This window comes from Hydrogenophaga sp. GW823-FHT04C09, from assembly GCF_058796355.1.
This window is the reverse complement of sequence record NZ_JBXAIO010000004.1, coordinates 1-19,692: the sequence shown is the minus strand read 5'-3', so window position 1 is coordinate 19,692 and position 19,692 is coordinate 1. Positions and strand designations below refer to the sequence as shown.

Here is a 19,692-nt window from a genome sequence, read left to right as displayed (position 1 = left end):
GCTCAACCTTTCGTGACGTGGGTTTCATGCGCGGCCAGCAGCGCGCGCTGCGTGACCACCGGGCCGAGCAATTCCTGCAGCAGCATCATGCCGGCCATGACCGAGAGCACCTCCACCGCGGGCGCGAAACCATACAGGCGGCTCTGCTCGATCAGCAGGATGGCGAAGGCCGACATGGGCGTGAGCGCCAGGCCGGTGAGCAGGCCCTTGCGCTCGGTGATGCCCGAGAGCCGCGCGGCCACGAGGTTGCAGCCGACCTTGGAGGCCGTGCGCACGAGGATGAGCAGCAGGCCCAGCAGCATGCCGGTGCCCACGTCGGCCCAGTCGAGCAGCGAGGCGATGTAGACGAAGAGGAAGATCGACAGCAGGTCGCCGGCGGTGCCGAAGTCGCGCTGCGCGTTGGTCAGGTGCACGCGGCGCTCGCGCGCCACGATGCCGAAGGTGAGCGCGGCCAGCAGCGGCGAGAGCTTGAGGCCATAGGCCGCGGTGGTGAGCAGCAGCACCGACAGCGCGAACACCACGGTGACACCGCGCTCGTGCGTGTTGCGCAGGCGCAGCAGCCAGGGCACGGCCACGCCGAGCAGGCCCCCCACGGCCACCGAGGTGCCCACCTGGTGGATGCTGCCGAAGGCCGCAAGCACCAGGTCGCCCGAGGTGCTGAGGTACCAGTAACCCACCACCAGCTTGAGCGCGAGCACCGAGACCATGCAGTTGATGGCGCACAGGTGCAGCACGCGCTCGGTCACCTGGCCGGCGCTGCGCAGCTCGTTGGCCACGCGCACGATGCCGGCCGGCGAGGCCGAGATCGACAGCGCCGCGATGATGAGGCGCAGGTCCGTGGCGAGGTCGAACCAGCCAGTGACCCAGTACATCACCGCGAAGGTGACGATGGACTCGACCACGCCGAGCACCAGCACCCAGGGGTTGTGGCGGAACCAGCGCAGGTTGATGCGGTAGCCCAGCTCGAACAGCACCAGCGAGAGCGCCACGTTGGCCAGGAAGGGCAGGCCCGGCACGTCGGTGGTCAGGCCGGGCAGGTTGACCAGCCCGCCGACCAGCCCCACCGCCACGTAGCTGGTGACGCGCGGGATGTGCCAGACCTCGTGCGCGCGCTCGGCGATGAACCAGGCGAGCAGCAACACCAGGGGCCAGGCAATGGACTGGAGCAGAAAACTGTAATCGGTAAGCATGGGTAAAACTCCTCGGCGAGAGTTTGATGAACGAATGCCGCCACGCGTGTAGGACACGCGCTGAAAACATCAAGACGTCCGGCCATCAGCGAAAGCTGAACGGAGCGCCGCGAACACGGCAACAGGGATGCCTGGTGAGAAGGCGAGAAGCGGTCAAGCCGCGAAACGCTGCGTGAGCTCTTGCAGGTGAAGCTCGTCGAGCACCTGCTGCAAACGCTGCCTGGCGCGCTCCTGCGTGCCATGGCGGTCCGAGCCCATTCTACGGGCCAGAATCAATTCGTTCTTGAGCGAGTGCTCCCACCCCACCAGCTCGGTGACGGTCACGCTGTAACCCTGGGCTTCGAGCTGCAGGCAGCGCAGCACGTTGGTGATCTGGCTGCCGAACTCGCGCGTGTGCAGCGGGTGGCGCCACAGCTCGGCCAGCGGCGTGCGCGACAGGCTCAGCGCCTTGTGCTTGCGCATCACGCCGGCCACCTCGGCCTGGCAGCACGGCACCAGCACCATGTGGCTGGCCTGCTTGGCCAGACCGAACTGGATCGCGTCGTCGGTCGCGGTGTCGCAGGCGTGCAGCGCGGTCACCACATCGACCGTGGGCGGCAGCGCCGGGTGGGTGAGTGCCTGTTGCACGGTGGTGGCGAGAAAGTCCATGCGCTCGAAGCCCAGGCGCGCGGCCAGGGCCTGCGATTTCTCCACCAGCTCGGCGCGGGTTTCCACGCCGGTCACGCGGCCCACCGGCTTGTCCTTGAAGAACAGGTCGTACAGGATGAAGCCGAGGTAGGACTTGCCCGCGCCGTGGTCGGCCAACGTCACGTCGCCGCGCGCGGCCAGCACCTCGGCCAGCAGGGGCTCGATGAACTGCACGAGGTGATACACCTGTTTGAGCTTGCGCCGCGTATCCTGGTTGAGCTTGCCCTCGCGCGTGAGGATGTGCAGTTCCTGGAGCAGCGCGACGGACTGGCCGGGCCGCAGTTCGGGCAGCTGCTCTTGCAGCGTGGGCGTGGGCCGCGCATTCGCCTTGTGTTTCGACATGCGCCGATCATAGGTGAGCCCCTTTGGCCTCATGGCCAGCAGCGACAATCGCGCATGATTTCCAACAACGACAGCAGCAGCCACCCCTACAGCACCCTCACACCCGACGTGGTGCAGGACGCGCTGGCCCACATCGGCCTGTGGGGGGACGGGCGCCTGAGCGCGCTCAACAGTTTCGAGAACCGCGTGTACCAGATCCATCTGGAGGCACCGGTGGAGGGGGTGGATCAGGTGGTGGCGAAGTTCTACCGGCCCGGGCGCTGGAGCGATGCGCAGATCGCCGAGGAGCATGCTTTTGCCGAGGAGCTGGTGGCGGCCGAGATTCCGGCGGTGCCGCCGCTGCGCGTGCAGGGCGAGACGCTGCACCACTTCGGCGGCTTCACGTTCGCGGTGAGCCCGCGCCGGGGTGGGCGCCGGCCCGAGCTGGACAATTTCGAGGTGCTGGAGTGGATCGGCCGTTTTCTCGCGCGCATCCACACCGTCGGCGCGCAGCGGCCGTTTGCGGTGCGCCCGGCGCTGGATGCCGCGGCCTTCGCGCACGAGCCGCGCGACTGGCTGGTGGCGCATGCGGCGATCGCGCCCGAGGTGCGTGGTGCCTGGGCTTCTGCGCTGGAGGAGGCGCTGGCCCTGATCGAGGCGCACCCGGTGCTGCGGGCGGGCGCGGTGGTGGACGAGGACGGCATTCAGCGCATCCGCCTGCACGGGGATTGCCACCCGGGCAACATTCTCTGGACGCCCGAGGGCCAGCCGGGCGCGGGGCCGCATTTCGTGGACCTGGACGATGCGCGCATGGGGCCGGCGGTGCAGGATCTGTGGATGTTGCTGTCGGGCGATCGGCGTCAGCAGATGCAGCAGCTGGGGGCGCTGGTGGACGGCTATGAACAGTTCCGGCCGTTCGATCGCCGTGAGTTGGCGCTGATCGAGCCTCTGCGGACTTTGCGCCTGATCCACTACAGCGCCTGGGTCGCTCGGCGGTGGGACGATCCCGCTTTTCCGATCAACTTTCCCTGGTTCGGCAGCCGGGACTATTGGCAGGGACAGGTGGACATGCTGGTGGAGCAGATCGAGGAGATGCAGGGTGAGCCTTTGATGGCCTGAGCCCTGTTTCTGTTTGAGACCTCGCGGGGGCCGGTGGCGGTGCCCGCGTTCTCCGGCCCTGCTCGCGGGCGTCTGCCCGGGTCCGCCGCCACCCTCTCGTCAACACCGCATGCAGTCATCCAACGTGAGGGCAACCGCGAATGGGGGCCTGCGCCCGCGGGCACCGCCACCGACCCCGAAGCAATGTGGGCTCGGCCAGCTTGGTGTGCAACCACCTCGCTGGTCGGATGGCGTGGGTGCGCGGGCGCAGGCCCCCATTCGCGGTTGCCACAGAAAGTGCGCACCAGTCGCCTTGTTGACGAAGCGGTGCGGGCGCGCCCGCGCAGACACCCGCGAGCAGGGCCGGAGAACGCGCACCCACGCCAGCCACCCTCGCACCATGTCACCCCAATGAAAGCCCCCAACCCCAAAATGGTTGCTCAAAATTAAATTGCACACAATACAAACAACCCATACAGTACCACCCTATGAAGACCGAAAGCCTCCCCAGCGACCAAGCCCTCAAGCTCGACCACCAGTTGTGCTTCGCGCTCTACTCCGCCTCGCTGGCGATGACCAAGCTCTACAAGCCCCTGCTCGAAGAGATGGGCCTCACCTACCCCCAATACCTCGCCATGCTCGTGCTGTGGGAAAACGACGGCGTCACCGTCTCCGAACTCGGTGACCGCCTCTACCTCGACTCCGGCACCCTCACCCCCCTGCTCAAGCGGCTCGAAACCGCCGACCTCGTGACCCGCCTGCGCGACGTGCAGGACGAACGCCGCGTGCTCATCCGCCTCACCGCCGCCGGCCGCAAACTCAAGGCCCGCGCCGCGCGCATCCCCGGCTGCGTGCTGCAAGCCACGCAATGCGACGTGTCCGAAGTGATGGCGCTCACGCAGCAGGTGCAAACCCTGCGCGACCGCCTCACCGCCTGATCATTCCCTTTCACCCACCCCCAGCTTCCACCCGAAGCCCTTCAACCTCAGGAGCCACACCATGCCCACCTCCCTCGACAAAGTTCTCTACACCGCCCGCGCCCACACCACCGGCGGCCGCGACGGCGCCTCGCGCAGCGACGACGGCCTGCTCGACGTCAAGCTCTCCCCGCCCAAGGCCATGGGCGGCGCCGGCAACGCCACCAACCCCGAACAGCTCTTCGCCGCTGGTTACTCCGCCTGCTTCATGGGCGCGCTCAAGCACGTCGCCGGCATGAAGAAAGTGGCCGTGCCCGCCGACGCCTCCATCGACGCCGAAGTGGACATCGGCCCGATCCCCGCCGGCTTCGGCATCGCCGCGCGCCTGGCCGTGAGCCTGCCCGGCGTGGACCGCGCCGTGGCCCAGGACCTGGTGGACACCGCCCACAAGGTGTGCCCCTACTCCAACGCCACCCGCGGCAACATCGACGTGACCATCACGCTGAAGTAAGCCCTTCCCTGGCACCCAGCAAAAAAGCCCACCGGTTCGCACCGGTGGGCTTTTTTTCTGATGCTTTTCGCGGCGCTCAGTTGCGGTCGTGCGGATCGTGGATCACCGTGCTGGTGCCCACCCCCACACCCACGCTGGCCCCACTGTTGCCGATGCGCGTGCTCGTCCCCACCCCCGCGCCGGCACTGACCTGGCCGCGCTGGTTCACACCCACCCCGACGCCGACCGGTCCGACACCGGTGCTCACACCGGCACTCACCCCGCCGGTGCCCGCGCCCACGCCGATCGAAAACGGGCCCAGGGGCACACCCACCCCGATGCCCACGCCCGCCGAGCCACAGCCGGCCAGCAAGGCGGCTCCCGCCAGCAACACCCCCGCGACACCGCGGAGGACAACAGAGTGGTTTTGAGGTGAAGTGGTCATGGCACGGGTCCTTGAATGCGGAACAGATGCCATTGTGAGCGCGGGTTCAGCCAAAAGTGCCCTCCGTTGTGCAACGTTTCGTCACAAGCCCGCTCAGACGCCCCCCTGGCCCAGGCGCTCGATCGCGTCCGCGAGCCAGTCCGTCGGCAGAGCGGCTGCTTCCACAGGCCGCACCGCCCAGGCGCCGTCCACGGCCACCACCTCGGCCAGCCCACCCTGCCAGAGCAGCCAGGCCAGCCAGGCGCACTGGGGCGCCGTCGGCCATTCGCCCACCGGCAGGGAGAGCAGCGCCGTCAACACCGTGCCGTCGGCCAGTTGCACATGGTCCCCCTGGAGTTCGCCGCCCAGGGCCTGGGCCAGCACCGACAGGGCGCCCGCACCGTCGCGCCGCGGGCCGAACTCGCGCAGCCACTGGCGCAGGTGAGCCGCGATGGCCGCGCCGCGCTGGGCCTCGGCCTGCATCAGGTCCGCGTGGTCCCAGCGGTTCCAGTCGATGGCCGGCTGGGTGCTGCCCACGCGCAGCGCGGCCTGGGCAAAGCGGTGCAGCGCCTGCTCCACGTCCTCGCTGTGCACCGCCGCGCCCACCATCAACAGCGCCGACAGTCGGTTGGCCAGCAATTGGCCCTGCTGGGCCATCAGCCGGTCGCGCATCAGGCTGTCGCGCTCGCTGCGCAGCTCGGCCAGTTCGAGCGCGTTCTTCAGGTCGGCGCGCAGGCTCTCCAGCTCCCAGGGCTTGTTGATGTAGCGGTAGATCTCGCCGGTGTTGATGGCCTCGATGGCATCGCCCAGTTCGGAATACGCGGTGGTCAGCATGCGCACCACGCCGGGGTAGTACTCGCGCGCATGGCGCAGCAGCTCGTTGCCGTACTCACCCGGCATGCGCTGGTCGCACACCAGCACGGCGATCTCGGCGCCATGCGCCGCGAGCATCGCCCGGCCCTCTTCCACCGAGGTCGCGGTGAGCACCGGTGCCAACGGACTCACCAGGCGCTCGAAGTACTTCAGGGCCATGGCCTCGTCGTCAACGTACAAAATTTTCACGGGCTTCACGGATTCTCCTGACTGGTCATTGCGCGAAAGGGAAATAGAGGGACACGCTGGCGCCTTGGCCGGCCTCGGACCTCACGACGATGGAGCCGCCCAGCGAGGTCATCACGCGGCGGCAGAACACCAGGCCCATGCCGCTGCCCCCGGTGCTGGCGCGGGTGGTCAGGGGTTCGAGCGTCAAGCGGCCCAACACCTCGGCCGGAATGCCGGGGCCGTTGTCGCGCACCTGGATGGCGGCCTGCACCGGCAGGCCCGGCGCGGGGGCCTCGCGCAACAGCACCACGTGCACATTGGGCTGGGCCGGCGGGTTCGGGCGCAGTGCCAGCACCGCATTCTTGACCAGGGTGCAGAGCACGAGGTAGAGCAGGTCCCGGCGGCCGGGCAGCACGAAATCGTCGGCGAGATCGCTGGTGAGCCACTGCGCCTCGTCGTGGTCGAACGGGTATTCCTCGCGCACCGCCTGCACCAGGTCGCTGGCGCGCAGGCTGGGTGCGCTGTCGGGCTGGTAGGCGTCGCGCGCGGTCTGCACGAAGGTCGACACCAGCGACTGCGCGTACTCCGCCCGGCGCTGCGCGGCCTCGATCATGAACAGCACGTCGCCCGGCTTCTGTTCCTGGATGTGCGCCACGCCACGGTCCCCTTCCGTGGGGTCGACATGGCGCTCGCGCATGGCCGACAGGTAACCCTGCACCGTGGCCAGCGGCGTGGTGACCTCGTGCGCCAGAAAACCCAGGGTCTCGCGCAAGGTGGCCGCTCGCCGCTCGATCAGGGCCCGCTCGCGCGCGCGTTCCTGGCTGGCCTGCAGCGCGTCGCGCAGGGACTGCCGGGTCAGCGCTTCGTCCAGCGGCTTCTCCAGGATCTTTTCCACGTGCCCCTGGTTGACAGCGGACATCGCCATGTCCTTGTCGGCGTAGGCCGAGACCAGCAGGCGCGCCACGTGCGGGTACTGCTGGCGGACTTCGCTGAGCAGGGTCACGCCGTCGCGCTGCGGCATGGCGTAGTCGGTGAGCAGCACGGCCACCTCGTGGCCGCGCTGGGCCAACACGGCCAGGGCCTCGTCCGCGCTGCCGGCGGTGAGCACCACGAACTCGTCGCCATACAGGCGGGCAAACCACTTGCAGGCCTGCAGCTCGTCGTCCACCATCAGGATGGCATGGGCGCCCAGCAGGCCGCGCGTCACGGAGGCGTCGTCGGATTTCATTCGGGCCTCGGCAGGTCAAAGGTGAATTCGGTCCAGCTGCCCAGCTCGCTTTCCACCGCCAGCGTACCGCCATGCCGGTGCACGATGCCGTAGCTCACGCTCAGGCCCAGCCCCAGACCGGCCCCCACATCGCGGGTGGTGAAGAAGGGCTCGAACACCCGACTCAGGTTGTCCGGGTCGATGCCCGAGCCGTTGTCGCGCACGGAAACGCCCAGGCGGTGGCCTTGCAGGGTGGCCGTCACCGCGATGCGGGGCTGTTCGCGCTTGGCCGCCTGCAGGGCGAGCGCGGCATTGCTCAACAGGTTGATCAGCACGCCGATGATGGCCGGCTCGTCGCCCAGCACGTGGCTGTCCTGCGGCAGATCGATCACCACGTCGACGCCCTTGAGTTCGTAACCCGCCAGCCGCACGGCCGAGCGCACCGCGTTCTCGAGCAGGAAGGGACGCAGGCTGTCCTGACCGGGCTTCTGGTAGGCGAAGGTCTTGAGGTCGGTGACGATGTTCTGGATGCGCTGCATGCCTTCACGCGCATCGACCAGGCTCTCCTTGAGCATCTCGTCGCTCTGGGCGCCTTTGCAGGTCAGGCCCATGTTGATCGCCATCAGGCTGTAGTTCACCGGGTTGTTGAGCTCGTGCAGCAGGCCGGCCGAGAGCGTGCCGATGGCCGCCATCTTCTCGCGCTGCAGCAGCTGGCCCTTGACCTCGGCCAGCGTCTGGTTGATCTCGCGCAGCGAGGCGTTCTTCTCGGACACCTCGTGCTGCAACTGGAAAAGGCGCAGGCGGGCCTTCTCGTTGAACCAAGTGCACACCGCGCTGGCCCCGGCGGAGAACAGGATGAACAGCGAGTTCGTCACCATGCGCGCCGTGCTGCTGGCCGCGTCGGGGTGCAGCGCACAGGCCACCACATAGAGGACCAGCGTGACGACGCCAAAGCCGATGCCTTCGAAGAAGCTGATCGGCAGGATGATGCCGACCGCGTACAGCGCCAGGTGCAGGCCCACGAAGTAGATCGACTGCGCGCCGTCGGTCTCGTAGATCATGAAGGCGATCATGATCTGCGGCAGCAGCAGCCAGAGCATGGTGAGCGAGCGCACATGGCGGCGACCGAATTCGGTGAACAGCACGCGCAGGATGCCCAGCGTGAGCACCACCACCAGCACGCGCAGCAGGGTGAATTCGAGCAGGCGGTCCGGGTACGAGAAATAGTCCAGGCCGAAGCCCGCGAGCACCAGCACGATGGACGTGATGCTGCCCGCCTTGCTGTAGGTCAGGCGGAAGTCCGAGAGCTGCTGCTCGTAGGGCGAGCTCGGCCGGTCAGCCATTTTCAAGTGCCATGGCCTTCAGGTTTGCGTTGACCACCACTTCCGCGAAGATGTTGACGCCCGTGGCGTCGGTGTACATGATCGCGGGCGCGTTCACCTCTTCCATCACGGACTGCATCTGCTTCTCGTCGCGGTAGATCAGGTGCCACTCCAGCAGGTGCTCCATGCCGTAGCGCTCCGGGTTGTCGGCGTGCACGTTGGTGACCAGCAGATGGGCGCCCGGGTTGCTGCGCGAGAGGAAGTAACGGATCAGCCGCGCGCACACCTTGTCCGACAGGTAGTCGAACAGGCCGGCGCAGTAGACGAAATCGAAACCCTCGCCGTCGGCCGGTGCGGTGTCGCGGGTGGCGCGCTTGAGCAGCTCGTGCACCGATTCCTGCACGTACTCCACCTGCACCTTCGACTTGTGCAGCTGCGCGGCCTCCTCGATCTTCTGGCGCGTGTAGTTCAGGGTCTCCAGGCTGAAATCGATCAGGGTGAACTGCAGGCGCGAGAGGTCTTCGCCGGTGGCGATGAGCTTCTGGATCTCCACGCCCGGTCCGCAGCCCACGTTGAGGATGCGCACCGGCCGGCCCTTGCTGGCGGCGCTGGCCACGGCCTTCTTGAGGAAATCGACCAGGATGTCGATGCGGTTGCGGTGCGCCACGGCCACCGCCGCGCGCAGGAACATGGCGTTGACGAGCTGGATGTAGGTGCTGCTGCCCTGGCGCGGGTCGCCCAGGATCTGGTTGACCATCTCGTAGTCACCCGCATAGCCCAGCGGCTTGGCGAAGGTGCGGTAGACGAAGGGCGCGCGCAGCACCAGGGGGTGCAGCGCCGTCTGTGCGAAAGACCGGTGCAGCAGCGAGTCTTCCACCGGCAGGCGGGAGGCCTCGTCCTCCAGCCGCACCAGGAACTCCTTGCCCTTGATCATCAGGGGCTCGGCCATCGCGCCGAACACCTCGTCGGTCAGGCGCCCGTCGGGCAGGCGCGGCAGGGAATCGACCATGTCGGCCTGGTCGATCCAGCGCGCGGTCTCGGACAGGAAGGCACGGAACTCGCTGATGGTGACCTGGTAGCTCTGCCGGATTTTGAAGCGCGACTCCCAGTCGGCCACGAAACGGGCCGCCTCTTCGCGCACCTGGCTCACGTTGCCCCGGATCGCGTTGAGGTCGGACCATTCGTCGATGAGCGCCACGGAGATCACCGCCATCAGGCCGGTGTTGAGCAGGCTCACCACCACCGCCTTGCCCTTGTAGATGATGCGGTCGCCTGACCGAATGGTCAGCTCGCTGAGCACCTCGCTCACCTGCACGATGGAGTACGGGTTGTAGATCTCCATCACCAGCGAGCGCCGCTGCAGGCTGGTGAGGGTGCCGCGCGCGCTCTCTCCCTGGCTGTTGCGGAAGGTGACGACGTGATCGAATGGTCGCTGTAGGTACACGTTGTGGCCGGTGGATCAGGTGGACGGGGCAGGTGCGGTGCACTGCGCCTTTGAAGACTCCCCGGCCCCGAGTGTAGTCAACCCCCATGCCGTGCTCATGGCACGGGGTTTGTCCTCAGACCAACAGGGCGTTGACGCGCTTCACATAGGCCGCCGGGTCGTCCGGCAGACCGCCTTCGGCCAGCAGGGCCTGGTCGAACAGGATGTGGGCCAGGTCGTCGAAATGCGCGCTGCCTTCGAGCTTTTTCACCAGCGCGTGTTCGGCGTTGACCTCCAGGATCGGCCGCACCTCCGGCGCGGGCTGGCCGGCCTGCTTGAGCATGCGGGCCAGCTGCGTGGAGTAGTCACCGTCCTCCACCACCAGGCAGGCCGGGGAGTCCACCAGGCGCGAGGTGACGCGCACGTCCTTGGCCTTGTCCTTGAGGCTTTCCCTGAGCCGCTCCAGCACCGGTTTGAAGGTCTCGGCGGCGGCCTCGGCGGCCTTCTTCTCGTCCTCGTCCTGCAGCGAGCCCAGGTCCACCGCGCCCTTGGCCACGCTCTGCAGCGGGGTGCCGTCGAACTCGTGCAGGAAGGACAGCGCCCACTCGTCCACGCGGTCGGTCATCAGCAGCACCTCGATGCCCTTCTTGCGGAACACCTCCAGCTGCGGGCTGTTCTGCGCGGCCGCGCGGTTGTCGGCGGTGATGTAGTAGATCGCGGCCTGGCCTTCCTTCATGCGGGCCTTGTAGTCGGCCAGCGCGGTCAGCGCGGTGCCATGGGTGCTGGCAAAGCGCAGCAGTTTGGCGATCTTGTCGCGGTTCGCGAAGTCCTCGCCCAGGCCTTCCTTGAGCACGGCACCGAACTCGGCGTAGAACGCGGTGTACTTGCCCACGTCCTTCTCGGCCGCGGCCTTGTCCTCGGCCGAGACCACGTCGGTCACGCCGTCCGCGCCTTCGCCCGGCGCCGGCGCCTGGTCCTTCTTCGCCAGGTCTTCCAGCATCGCGAGCACGCGGCGGGTGTTGCCTTCGCGGATCGCCTTCACGTCGCGGCTTTCCTGCAGCAGCTCGCGGCTCACGTTGAGCGGCAGGTCGGCCGAGTCCACCACGCCCTTGACCCAGCGCAGGTAGGAAGGCATCAGGGCCTCGGCCTCGTCCATGATGAAGACGCGCCGCACGTAGAGCTTGATGCCGGCCTTGCGGTCGCGGTTCCAGAGGTCCTGCGGGGCCTTGGCCGGGATGTAGAGCAGCTGGGTGTACTCGGTGCTGCCTTCCACGCGGTTGTGGCTCCAGGCCAGCGGCGCCTCGGTGTCGTAGCTCAGGTTCTTGTAGAACTCGGCGTACTGCTCGTCGCTCACGTCCTTCTTGCTGCGGGCCCACAGCGCGTTGGCCGAGTTCACGGCCTCCCATTCGTCGAGCAGCACCTGCTCGCTCTTCTCGGCGTCCCACTCTTCCTTCTGCATCAGGATGGGCAGGCTGATGTGGTCGGAGTACTTGCCGATGATGGACTTGAGCTTCCAGCGGTCGAGGTAGTCGCTGGCGTCGTCGCGCAGGTGCAGGATCACGCTGGTGCCGCGCGCGGCGCGCTCGAGGGTCTCGACCTCGAAGTCGCCCGTGCCGCCGCTGGTCCAGCGCACGCCCTCGGCCGCCGGCAGGCCGGCGCGGCGCGATTCCACGGTGATCCTGTCGGCCACGATGAAGCCGGAATAGAAGCCCACGCCGAACTGGCCGATGAGCTGGGCGTCCTGCTTCTGGTCGCCCGAGAGGCGGCTCATGAAATCCTTGGTGCCGCTCTTGGCGATGGTGCCCAGGTGGTCGATCGCCTCCTGCGCGCTCATGCCGATGCCGTTGTCCGTGATGGTGATGGTGCGCGCCTCGCGGTCGAAGGCCACGCGCACCTCGAGATTGGGCGCGTCCTCGAACAGGGCCGCGTTGTTCAGCGCCTCGAAGCGCAGCTTGTCGCAGGCGTCCGACGCGTTGGAGACCAGCTCGCGCAGGAAGATGTCGGGGTTGGAATAGAGCGAGTGCGTGACCAGGTGCAGCAGCTGCGCCACTTCGGCCTGGAAGGACAGGGTTTGTTTGCTCATGGGGGTCGACTGACGTGAAAACGAAGGAACGCGCTCCGGAAGAGCGCAACGCGAGGCGGAATTATGGGCTGGCCGCCGGATTTCAAGCCTCGACCACGGCCGGCGCCAGCCAGGCCCGCAGTTGCTCGGCCACCACCGGGCTGGAGAGCAGCTCCAGGTGGCCCGTGCGGTGCACCGTGCGCTGGCTCTCGCGCGCGAACACCAGCCGGTGCCGGGGGTCGTCGTGCTGGCCCAGCGCGCTGCGCAACGGCACCAGGCCGTCGCCGGTCAGGCGGTCGGCCAGCAGGCCGCGCTGCGGCGCCAGCGTGGCGGCGACGGTGAAGCAGGCCACGCCCTCGGGCAGGGGCAGGGGTTCGCGGTGGTCGGCACTGGAGCCGAAGCGCTCGCGGCCCTGCCAGTCGGCGTCGCGCACGTGGCCGTGGCGCAGGTCGGTGATGCCGGCGCTGCGCAGCTGGCCCAGGCGCGTGAACGGCGCGGTGAAGGGGGTCGAGGCCAGCAGCACGTCCACCCCATGGCCGGCGCGCTCCAGCGGCGCGCCCTGGTGGGGCGTGCCCAGGAACATCAGGTGCCGCAGCAACGGGCGCCAGCGGTGGTCGGCCTGCCGGCCCTCTTCGCAGGCGGCGCGCGCCACCAGCCCGCCCATGCTGTGGCCGATGAGGGTGATGGAGGCCAGCGGCACTGGCCACTGCGTCACCAGCACTTCCAGCTGGCGCGCGAATTCGCGGCCGTTGGTGGAGGTGTGCAGGCCGCTGTTGTAGCGCAGGTAGACCGGCGTGGCGCCCAGGGCCTGCGCGAGGAAGGCGCCGTGGTCGTGGCCGTTGCGTTGCCATTGCGTGTCGTTCATGCACAGGCCGTGCAGCAGCACGATCAGGTGCGGCGTGGCCGGACCCAGTCGCTGGTGCAGCAGCGGCCGGTTCTCCAGCGGCAGGCGCCGGCCCGCGTGGCGCAGTTCCATGGCCTGGGCCAGCGGGTTGCCGGTTTCCAGCAGGCGGTCGCCCAGCACGCCGTTGAGCGCGGCCAGCACGGCCTCGCGGCCGGGCGAGGGCTCGGGGTGGCGCGTGGGGTCGTCCACCATGGGCAGCAAGGTGGCCAGCGCGCTGTCCAGCCCATGGCCCACCAGCTGCGTGACGCCGCGGATGCCTTGGTAGATCTGGCCGGTCAGGCCGCCGGTGCGGCCCGGCTCGAGGCCGGCGGGCAGGCCCAGGCGGTTGCGCACCGCCTGGTGCACGCCCTCGGCCACGCCGATCGCGCCGGTGGTGGCCTGCGTGACGAGTTGCACCGCGGCCTTCAGGTCGGCCGGGCGCACGTGGCGCAGCAGCGCCTCGCGGGTGGGCTTGAGCGGGGTCATGGGCCATTGTGGCCCCGGAAGGTGCGGGTGTGTGTGACAGGATGCGCGCCGCCGCCGCCCTGCCCTCTCAGGCGGTGTGCGGGTGCCGGGCCGATTCGTAGAGGGCGCGCGCCAGCGCGCGGTGGCGCGCCAGCAGGGGGTCGAGTTCCATGCCCACCAGGCGGCCGTCGCGCACCCGCACGCGGCCGTTGATCACGCTCAGCGCCACGTCCGCGCTCTGGCAGAACACCAGCGCAGCCACCGGGTCGTGGCCGGCACCGGCGTGCGCCACGCCACGCAGGTCGAAGGCCACCAGATCGGCCGAGAGGCCGGGCACCAGCGCGCCGATGTCGTCGCGGGCCAGCACGCGCGCGCCGCCCAGGGTGGCGATCTCCAGCGCTTCGCGCGCGGTGAGCGCGGCCGGGCCGAAGCCCACGCGCTGCAGCAGCATCGCCTGGCGCACCTCGCCCAGCATGTGGGCGCCGTCGTTGGAGGCGCTGCCGTCCACACCCAGGCCCACCGGCACGCCCGCGCGGCGCATCGCTCCCACCGGGGCGATGCCCGAGCCCAGGCGCATGTTGGAACACGGGCAGTGCGCCACGCCGGTGCCGGTGCGGCCGAACAGCGCGATGCCCGCCGGGTCGAGCTTGACGCAGTGCGCATGCCACACGTCGCGGCCGACCCAGCCCAGGTCCTCGGCGTACTCGGCCGGCGTCATGCCGAATTTCTCGCGCGAGTAGGCGACGTCGTTGTCGTTCTCCGCCAGGTGCGTGTGCAGCGACACGCCGTGCGAGCGCGCGAGCACGGCCGATTCGCGCATCAGGTCGCGCGAGACCGAGAACGGCGAACACGGCGCGAGCACGATGCGCCGCATGCTGTGGCGCGAGGCGTCGTGCCAGCGGCCGATCAGGCGCTCGCTGTCGGCCAGGATCGCCGCCTCGCTCTCCACCACCGAGTCGGGCGGCAGGCCGCCGGCGCTGCGGCCCACGCTCATGCTGCCGCGCGCGGCGTGGAAGCGCATGCCCATGGCGTCGGCGGCCTCGATGGAATCGTCCAGCCGCGAGCCGTTGGGGAACAGGTAGAGGTGGTCGCTGGTGGTGGTGCAGCCCGAGAGCATCAGCTCGGCCATGGCCGTCTGCGTGGACACGCGCACCATCTCGGGCGTGAGCCGGGCCCACAGCAGGTAGAGGTTGTTGAGCCAGCCGAACAGCTCGGCGTCCTGCGCCTCGGGCACCACGCGCGTGAGGCTCTGGTACATGTGGTGGTGGGTGTTCACCAGCCCGGGCATCAGCACGTGGCCCTGCAGGTCGATGGCTTCGGCGCCGCCGCTGGCGATCGCCTCGCGCCAGGGCGCCGGCAACTCGGCCGTGGGCCCGACCCACTCGATCGCCGGCCCGTTCACCACCACCGCCCCGTCGGCGATCTCGCGCCGCTGGGCGTCCATGGTGACCACCACGTCGGCGTGGCGAAGGATCAGGGGGGCGGCGGCTGCCTGGGCAACAAGGTTCATGTCATTCCGTTCCGTGTGAAGTGCGCGCGGCCAGCAGGAACGAGCGCTCCTTGGACACCACGCCGTGGTAGAAAAGGTTGAGCACCACGGCCGCGCAGGTCCCCAGCACGATACCGCTGTGCGTGAAGGGGTGCGTCCAGGCCGGCAGGTGCTGGAAGAAGTTCGGTGACAGCGTGGGGATGAGCCCCAGGCCGATGGAGATCGCGATCACGTAGAGCGCGTGGCGCTCCTTGCCGTAGTCGATGGCGCCCAGGATGCGCACGCCCGTGGCCGCCACCATGCCGAACATCACGATGCCCGCGCCGCCCAGCACGAAGGCGGGCACCGAAGCCACGATGTGCGCCACCTTGGGGAACAGCGCCAGCAGGACCAGGAAGCCACCCGCCATCGCCGCCACATAACGCGAGCGCACGCCGGTCACGGTGACGAGCCCGACGTTCTGCGAAAACGAGGTGTAGGGAAAGGTGTTGAACACGCCACCGATCAGCGTGCCCAGGCCATCGGCGCGCAGGCCGCGCGTGAGCAGCTGCGGCGTCATGCGGCGGCCGGTGATCTCGCTGAGCGCCAGGAACATGCCGGTCGATTCGACCAGGGTGATCAGCATCACGATGCACATCGAGAGGATGGCCGTGAACTCGAAGCGCGGCAGGCCGAAGTGCAGCGGCGTGGTCACCGCCACCCAGCTGGCGTCCGACAGGCCGTCGAAGTTCATGTAGCCCAGCGCCAGCGACACCACCACGCCGGCCATCACGCCGAGCAGGATCGAGATGTTGGCCCACAGGCCCTTGGCGAAACGCGTGATGCCCAGCACCACCAGCACCACCAGCAGCACCAGCGCCGCGATCGCGAGCTTGGCCGGGTCGCCGTAGTCGGGGTTGGCCACGGCGTGCGCCACGCCGTCGACCATGCGCGTGACCGTGGGCTGCCCGCCCGCGGCCCAGTTGATCGCCACGCCCATGAGCGAGACGCCGATCAGCGTGATGACCGTGCCGGTGACCAGCGGCGGAAACACGCCCAGCAGCCGCCCCATGAGCGGCGCGACCAGCATGCCGAAGAGGCCGGCCACGATGGTGGCGCCGTAGATCGCCTGCAGGCCCAGCGAGGGGTCCAGGCCGATGGCGATCATCGGCCCGACGGCGGCGAAGGTCACGCCCATCATCACCGGCATGCGGATGCCGAAGCCCCACAGACCCAACGCCTGGATCAGCGTGGCGATGCCGGCGACCAGCAGGTCGGCGTTGATGAGGAAGGCGATGTCCGCCTTCGACAGGCCCAACGCGCCGCCGACGATGAGCGGCACCGCGACGGTGCCGGCGTACATCACGAGGACGTGCTGCAGGCCCAGGGCCGCGCAGCGGGGGAGGGGAATTTTCTGGTGGACCGCGTCGCTCTCGGGTTTGTCTCCGGCGCCGGTCGTCTTGGTATCGGGAAGCATCTGGGGCCTTTCTGCCGGCTCGCGCACAAGGCGGCGCATCGGCCAGCGGGCGCAGTCTAGGAGCCCGCTCGCGCGGGCGCAAAGTCAATAAATCGCCCCAGGTGTGCACGAAAAGTGCACACCCCGACCCCCGCTTCGTCAGGGCCCGACCAGCGCGCTCTCCAGACCGTCGGTGACGTGCCGCGCCAGCAGCTCGGCCGCCGCGCTCAGCGCCGAGCCCGCGCGCGTCACCAGCGCCAGGCTCTGGGGCCGCAGGCCCGCGTCGCGCAGCGGCACGAACCGCAGCCGGCCGGCGCGCACGTCGTCGGCCACGTCGAGGCGGTTGAGCAGGGTGATGCCCACGCCCTGCGCGGCCAGCTGGCGCATCAGGGCGGTGGAGGTGGTTTCGATCACCGGCGACACGCTCACGGCGGAGCGGCCGAAGGCGCCGTCGAGGATGGGGCGCAGCGACATCGGGGCGGCCGGCAGGATGAGCGGAAAACCCAGGCAGTCGGCCAGGGTGGTGGTGGCGCGATCGGCCAGCGCGTGGCCCGGCGGCACCACCGCGCCCAGCGGCCATTCGCTCGCGAACAGGGTGCGCAGGCCGGTGGTCTCGGGCACGTCGTAGGCCAGCGCGAGTTCGGCGTCGCCCTCGGCCACGGCGCGCAGCACCCCGGCGATGGGCAGGTCCAGCAGCTTGAGGTGGATGCCCGGGTGCGCCGCGCGGCAGCGCTGCACGATGCCGGGCAGAAAGGCGCCGGCCAGGCCGGTGGTGGTGGCCAGCGAGGCCTCGCCCTGTCGCAGGCCGCGCACCGCCTCGATGTGCTGGCGCACCGCGTCGAAATCGCGCAGGGTGGCGCGCGCATGGGCCAGCACGATCTCGCCGATGGGCGTGAGCTTGAGCTTGTTGTGGATGCGCTCGAACAGCGGCGCGCCCAGCTCCTCCTCCAGGTTGAGGATCTGGCGGTTCACCGCCGTGGGCACCACATGCAGCTGCTCGGCGGCCTTGCGGATCGAGCCCGCGCGCACCACCTCGATGAAATAGCGCAGGACTTTCGCGTGCATGCCGCTCAGAAGCGCTCGTCGGCCCCGAGAAAGCGCCACTGCCCCACCGGCAGGTTGCCCAGCAGCACCCGCCCGATGCGGATGCGCTTCAAGCCCACCACGTGCAGGCCCACCTGCTCGCACATGCGCCGGATCTGGCGCTTCTTGCCCTCGGTGAGCACGAAACGCAGCTGCTCGGGGTTCTGCCAGTCCACCTGCGCGGGCCGCAGGGCCTGGCCGTCCAGGCTCAGGCCGTGGCGCAGCAGGGCGAGCTGCGCGGGCGGAAAGACGGCCTGCACGTCCTGCGCCACCACGCCCGCGCCTTGCGGGCCGTTGGGCGCGAAGTGCACGCGCACCAGGTATTCCTTTTCCACGCCGCTGCTCTCGCCGATCAGGGTGCGCGCCACGCGGCCGTCCTGCGTGAGCACGAGCAGGCCGGTGGAGTCGATGTCGAGCCGCCCGGCCGGTGCCAGGCCGCGCGTGTGTTCGGGCGCGAAACGCCGGCCGTCGCCGGGCATGCGCGCGTCGCCGCGCCACTGGCTGGGCGCGCCGATCAGCGTGGCCGCGGCCTCGTGGCCGTCCTCGGGCTGGCCGCTCACATAGCCCACCGGCTTGTGCAGCAGGATGGTGACCTGCCCGCTCTGCTGGTGGCGCGCCTGCGGCGCGACCTCGACCTGCGCATCGGGCGGCACCGGCTGGCCCATCACCGCGGGCTGGCCATTGACCGTCACCCAGCCGCGCGCGATCCATTCGTCGGCCTCGCGGCGCGAGCACAGGCCGAGGTCGGCCATGCGCTTGTTGAGGCGCACTTCACCGCGCACGTTGCCGACCCGCGCGAGGTCGGGCCGGTGGGCCGGCGGGCGCGGCGCGGGTGCGGGACCGCGCGGCGCTCGCTCGGCGGCGGCCCGGGGGGCCTCGGCGCGGCGCGGGGCCGGGCGCTCGCTGCGCGGCCCTTCGGGGCCACCGCGTGGGGCGCCGTACCCGGGCGAAGGTTCGCGCGGCGGCTTGGGCGCCGAAGCCGACACGCTCTTGGCGCGCGCCGGGCCGGGCGGGCGCACCGGGGCGCGGCGCGGGGCGTAGGGATCGGAGGGGGTCTTGCTGGCAGCGCCCGGTTTCAGCTTGAGCGTGCGGGCGGCGGGTTTGTCGGTCGTCATGGGGGGATCATCCCTCATCCAATGTGCCGGAGCGCAAGGCCACCAGATCGAGCACGCGCAGGCCCCCGTATTCCACGCGGATCCAGCCTTTGGCCGCCAGCGTGGTCAGCGCCTCGTTGACGCGCTGGCGCGAGAGGCCGACCAGGTAGGCCAGCTCCTGCTGGGTGATGCGCAGCACACCGCCCACATTGGGCGAGAGCAGCGGGTGGAACAGCGAGGCCAGGTTGCGCGCCACGCGCAGGTCGGGGCTGTTGAGGCGGTCGATCTCGCGCGCCGCGATGAACTGGCCCAGGCGCTCGTTGAGCTGGTGCATCACGAAGCGGTTGAAGCCGATCGAGTGGTCCAGCAGCCAGTCGAAGGTCTCCACCGGCAGGCCGGCCACGCGGCTGCGGCGCAAGGCGAGGATGTTGTAGCGGTACTGCTCGTGCTTGAGCACCGTGCCTTCGCCGAACCAGCCCCCCGGCGCCACGCCGGTGAAGGTGATCACCGGGCCCTGCGAATCGTCGTTGCTCATCTTGAGCAGGCCGTCGACCAGGCCGAACCAGTAGGTGACCGGGCGGCCGAAGCGGCAGATGTGGTCGCCCGCCTCGGCATCGCCCACCACCAGCGCGGCCACGGCGCGCTCGCGCTCGGTGGGCGTGAGGCTTTTCAGCCAGGGAATCTCGGCCAGTTCCTCCTGAGTGGGCGGGCGCGCGCGGTCGCGCAGAACGGTGCCGGAACGGCGGGAGGTCAAGGCGCTCATGGGTGGGAATGGTCTAGGGAAAGTCCTAGGAGGGTTGACCCCAGATTGTCGTCGAACCGACAACATAACGTCAAACGAAGGCCTACCATGCGCAGCAGAACGAAATGTCTCAACCGGGACATTTCAAGCACCGGCGCCACGGCACCGGCCTCAGGAGACACGCATGCAACACACGTTCCCCCGGCTGCTGCTGGGCCACGCGCAAAGCCACCCGGAGGGTGCGGCGATGCGCGAGAAGGAATACGGCATCTGGCAGACGACGACGTGGGCTGGCATGGCCGAGCTGGTGGAGCGCCTG

General features: G+C 69.3%; 16 protein-coding genes and 1 pseudogene. 3 read left to right on the top strand and 14 right to left on the bottom strand.

Going from position 1 to position 19,692, the window contains the following annotated elements:
- Window positions 1-2: 2 nt before the first annotated feature.
- Window positions 3-1,190: a cation:proton antiporter gene (locus tag AC1Q9M_RS12390; protein WP_444687455.1), complete on the bottom strand. Its 1,188-nt coding sequence runs from the start codon at window positions 1,188-1,190 to the stop codon at window positions 3-5.
- Between the two features lie 153 nt (window positions 1,191-1,343).
- A complete protein-coding gene (locus AC1Q9M_RS12385; protein ID WP_382154041.1) occupies window positions 1,344-2,219 on the bottom strand; it encodes a class I SAM-dependent methyltransferase in 876 nt (291 codons plus the stop codon).
- 54 nt (window positions 2,220-2,273) lie between these two features.
- On the opposite strand from AC1Q9M_RS12385, the gene AC1Q9M_RS12380 reads away from it, so the two are divergent.
- From AC1Q9M_RS12380 to AC1Q9M_RS12370, 3 genes are all read left to right on the top strand, one after another.
- Window positions 2,274-3,317 (top strand): serine/threonine protein kinase, encoded by a 1,044-nt coding sequence (locus tag AC1Q9M_RS12380; RefSeq protein WP_492434048.1) that lies wholly within the window; start codon window positions 2,274-2,276, stop codon window positions 3,315-3,317.
- Window positions 3,318-3,784: 467 nt separating this feature from the next.
- Window positions 3,785-4,234 carry a MarR family winged helix-turn-helix transcriptional regulator gene (locus tag AC1Q9M_RS12375; RefSeq protein ID WP_382321996.1) on the top strand — a complete coding sequence of 150 codons (450 nt, stop codon included), beginning with the start codon at window positions 3,785-3,787 and terminating at the stop codon, window positions 4,232-4,234.
- 61 nt (window positions 4,235-4,295) lie between these two features.
- Window positions 4,296-4,724 carry an organic hydroperoxide resistance protein gene (locus AC1Q9M_RS12370; protein WP_382321998.1) on the top strand — a complete coding sequence of 143 codons (429 nt, stop codon included), beginning with the start codon at window positions 4,296-4,298 and terminating at the stop codon, window positions 4,722-4,724.
- 91 nt (window positions 4,725-4,815) lie between these two features.
- On the opposite strand, the pseudogene AC1Q9M_RS12365 reads toward AC1Q9M_RS12370, so the two are convergent.
- The 12 genes and pseudogenes from AC1Q9M_RS12365 to AC1Q9M_RS12310 all read right to left on the bottom strand — a co-directional run.
- Window positions 4,816-5,148: pseudogene (locus tag AC1Q9M_RS12365) on the bottom strand (hypothetical protein); the annotation flags it as partial.
- A 93-nt stretch (window positions 5,149-5,241) separates the two neighbouring features.
- The gene (locus tag AC1Q9M_RS12360) at window positions 5,242-6,189 is read right to left on the bottom strand and encodes a response regulator (protein WP_492434045.1); all 948 of its coding nucleotides are present in this window, start codon (window positions 6,187-6,189) and stop codon (window positions 5,242-5,244) included.
- A gap of 25 nt (window positions 6,190-6,214) precedes the next feature.
- Window positions 6,215-7,396, bottom strand: coding sequence for a hybrid sensor histidine kinase/response regulator (locus AC1Q9M_RS12355; RefSeq protein WP_444687458.1), 1,182 nt, complete (start codon window positions 7,394-7,396; stop codon window positions 6,215-6,217).
- A complete protein-coding gene (locus AC1Q9M_RS12350; protein ID WP_382154026.1) occupies window positions 7,393-8,718 on the bottom strand; it encodes a sensor histidine kinase in 1,326 nt (441 codons plus the stop codon). Before AC1Q9M_RS12350 ends, AC1Q9M_RS12355 begins: the two co-directional genes overlap by 4 nt.
- Window positions 8,711-10,141 carry a class I SAM-dependent methyltransferase gene (locus tag AC1Q9M_RS12345; RefSeq protein WP_444687459.1) on the bottom strand — a complete coding sequence of 477 codons (1,431 nt, stop codon included), beginning with the start codon at window positions 10,139-10,141 and terminating at the stop codon, window positions 8,711-8,713. Before AC1Q9M_RS12345 ends, AC1Q9M_RS12350 begins: the two co-directional genes overlap by 8 nt.
- Before the next feature lie 115 nt (window positions 10,142-10,256).
- On the bottom strand, window positions 10,257-12,203 hold the full coding sequence (htpG, locus tag AC1Q9M_RS12340) for a molecular chaperone HtpG (protein ID WP_492434042.1): 1,947 nt from the start codon (window positions 12,201-12,203) through the stop codon (window positions 10,257-10,259).
- Between the two features lie 82 nt (window positions 12,204-12,285).
- Entirely contained in the window at window positions 12,286-13,551 is a 1,266-nt protein-coding gene (locus AC1Q9M_RS12335; RefSeq protein WP_492434040.1) for an esterase/lipase family protein, read from the bottom strand.
- Between the two features lie 67 nt (window positions 13,552-13,618).
- Window positions 13,619-15,040 carry an 8-oxoguanine deaminase gene (locus AC1Q9M_RS12330; protein WP_492434038.1) on the bottom strand — a complete coding sequence of 474 codons (1,422 nt, stop codon included), beginning with the start codon at window positions 15,038-15,040 and terminating at the stop codon, window positions 13,619-13,621.
- Window position 15,041: 1 nt separating this feature from the next.
- Window positions 15,042-16,475 (bottom strand): nucleobase:cation symporter-2 family protein, encoded by a 1,434-nt coding sequence (locus tag AC1Q9M_RS12325; RefSeq protein ID WP_492434036.1) that lies wholly within the window; start codon window positions 16,473-16,475, stop codon window positions 15,042-15,044.
- Between the two features lie 138 nt (window positions 16,476-16,613).
- Window positions 16,614-17,519, bottom strand: a complete 906-nt coding sequence (locus AC1Q9M_RS12320) for a LysR family transcriptional regulator (protein WP_444687461.1) — start codon at window positions 17,517-17,519, stop codon at window positions 16,614-16,616.
- Between the two features lie 5 nt (window positions 17,520-17,524).
- A complete protein-coding gene (locus AC1Q9M_RS12315; RefSeq protein WP_444687462.1) occupies window positions 17,525-18,652 on the bottom strand; it encodes a pseudouridine synthase in 1,128 nt (375 codons plus the stop codon).
- 7 nt (window positions 18,653-18,659) lie between these two features.
- The gene (locus tag AC1Q9M_RS12310; RefSeq protein WP_382322015.1) at window positions 18,660-19,394 is read right to left on the bottom strand and encodes a Crp/Fnr family transcriptional regulator; all 735 of its coding nucleotides are present in this window, start codon (window positions 19,392-19,394) and stop codon (window positions 18,660-18,662) included.
- Window positions 19,395-19,692 lie beyond the last annotated feature (298 nt).